The organism is Pseudomonas meliae (assembly GCF_001400515.1).
In the GTDB taxonomy this organism is placed as follows: Bacteria; Pseudomonadota; Gammaproteobacteria; order Pseudomonadales; family Pseudomonadaceae; genus Aquipseudomonas; species Aquipseudomonas amygdali.
The window spans coordinates 1-2034 of sequence record NZ_LJQT01000268.1 but is presented as its reverse complement, the minus strand read 5'-3'; the positions used below and the strand labels follow the sequence as shown (position 1 = coordinate 2034).

The 2034-nt window shown below is 56.5% G+C and carries 3 protein-coding genes; 2 read left to right on the top strand and 1 reads right to left on the bottom strand.

Annotated features, from left to right (window positions below; translation table 11 throughout):
- Positions 1-227, bottom strand: a 227-nt coding sequence (locus ALO64_RS12360) for an HU family DNA-binding protein (RefSeq protein ID WP_054991724.1), incomplete at its 3' end; no start/stop codon positions are given.
- Between the two features lie 363 nt (positions 228-590).
- On the opposite strand from ALO64_RS12360, the gene yejK reads away from it, so the two are divergent.
- On the top strand, positions 591-1592 hold the full coding sequence (gene yejK / locus ALO64_RS12355) for a nucleoid-associated protein YejK (RefSeq protein ID WP_002552278.1): 1002 nt from the start codon (positions 591-593) through the stop codon (positions 1590-1592).
- 5 nt (positions 1593-1597) lie between these two features.
- Positions 1598-1948, top strand: coding sequence for a glutaredoxin family protein (locus ALO64_RS12350; RefSeq protein ID WP_044345285.1), 351 nt, complete (start codon positions 1598-1600; stop codon positions 1946-1948).
- Positions 1949-2034 lie beyond the last annotated feature (86 nt).

Below are 2034 nucleotides of genomic sequence, written 5' to 3'. Positions count from 1 at the left end.
TTGGCAGCGATTTCGATGGCAGCGCCAGTCGAAGGGTTGCGGCCAGTGCGAGCCGGACGCTCTGCAACTTTCAGTTTGCCGATACCTGGCAAAGTGATTTCCACGCCGTTTTCCAATTGGTCGGCAACAATTTGGCCCAATTGCTCAAGAGCATTACGCGCGGTAGTTTTTGGCGCGTCGATAGCTTCAGCGATATCGGCGATCAATTGGTCTTTAGTAAGAGCCATGGTGGTGTTCCTTCCCTATCAAATTCATTTGGATTGCNNNNCCTGGCCACCCGCTAGCAGCCACGATTAATCGCGAAAGTGTAGATACTGAAACCGGGCAATGGTTCGACCTACGTGTGCGCTAACTGCATGCTTGACGCGCTAAGTGCGCAAGACCGCGCAAAACTAGCACAGAGCCGGACAAATATCCGCCTCTACCTATCCTTTTGGTCAGGTTTTAATGCCAATTGCACAAAAAACATCCAGCAAACACGCCCTGCTGGCGAAAACCAGCCTGTCCGGGGCCAAGTGGCGCACGCGTGCGTTACACTTGCCGTCTTGCAACGAGCTGCACGCTCTTCACCTTTTTCAGCCGAGAAGCCCATGCCGATCCGTCATTGCATCGTCCACCTGATCGATAAAAAACCCGACGGTACGCCCGCTGTTCTCCATGCACGCGACTCCGAACTCGCTGAGTCCCAGGCCATCGAGAACATGCTGGCCGACCTCAACGAGAGCTACAACGCCAAACAAGGCAAGGCATGGGGCCTGTTCCATCCAGAATCCGGCGCACACCCGTTCAGCGGCTGGCTGAAAGAGTATCTGGACGGTGGCAACGACTTCACCGCGTTCTCGCGCACAGCGGTCGAGCATCTGCAGAAGCTGATGGAAGAATCCAATCTTTCCGTCGGTGGCCATGTGTTGTTTGCCCATTATCAGCAAGGCATGACCGACTACCTGGCCATCGCCCTGCTGCACCACAGCGAAGGCGTGGCAGTGAATGCCGAGCTGGACGTCACCCCTTCGCGCCACCTGGACCTGGGCCAGTTGCACCTTGCTGCGCGGATCAACCTGTCGGAATGGCAGAACAACAAACAGTCCAAGCAATACATTTCGTTCATCAAGGGCAAGAACGGCAAGAAGGTTTCCGAGTACTTCCGCGACTTCATCGGTTGCCAGGAAGGCGTTGATGGCCCCGGCGAAACCCGCACCCTGCTCAAGGCCTTCAGTGACTTTGTTGAAAGTGAAGACCTGCCGGAGGAGTCAGCCCGCGAGAAGACCAAGACCCTGGTCGATTACGCCAGCAGCCAGAGCAAGATGGGCGAGCCGATGGGCCTGGAAGAACTGTCCGAACTGATCGACGAAGAGCGTCCGCGCGCGTTCTATGATCACATCCGCAACAAGGATTACGGCCTGTCCCCGGAAATACCGGCGGATAAGCGCACCCTCAACCAGTTCCGACGTTTCACAGGACGCGCCGAAGGACTGTCGATCAGCTTCGAGGCTCACCTGCTGGGTGACAAGATCGAGTACGACGAAACTGCAGGCACCCTGATCATCAAGGGGCTGCCGACCCAACTGACCGATCAGTTGAAGCGACGGTAACCGACATGCCGATACGCACCCTCAAGAAGTTCGCGCTGATCATGCTGGTTGTGGTGGTTTATCAGAACTGGGGCAAGATCGAGAATTTCGTCAACCCGCCGCCAGCGAGCGTTGCGCAGAGCTACAGCCAGGCGAAAGTGGTGATGTACGCCACTGACTGGTGTGGCTACTGCAAACAGACGCGGCGCTTTCTCGACAGCAAAGGGATTGCGTATCAGGAGTTCGACATCGAGAAGTCCGAAGAAGGCCGCAAGGCCTACGAAGCACTGGGTGGCAGAGGCATACCGCTGATCGACGTCAACGGCACCTTGATCCGGGGATTCGACCCGGATCAGATACTGGCAGCATTGAAATAGCCTGGAATACCGTGCCAAAGCTCCGCGTCACAGACCTTTGCCACACTGCACACTCAAGAGAGGACGCAGAGCGTCCAGAACGGCGT

What these genes read in the sequence shown, in the direction of transcription:
- yejK (WP_002552278.1), top strand. Translation starts at nt 591, where the DNA reads ATGCCGATCCGTCATTGCATCGTCCACCTGATCGATAAAAAACCCGAC.
- ALO64_RS12350 (WP_044345285.1), top strand. Translation starts at nt 1,598, where the DNA reads ATGCCGATACGCACCCTCAAGAAGTTCGCGCTGATCATGCTGGTTGTG.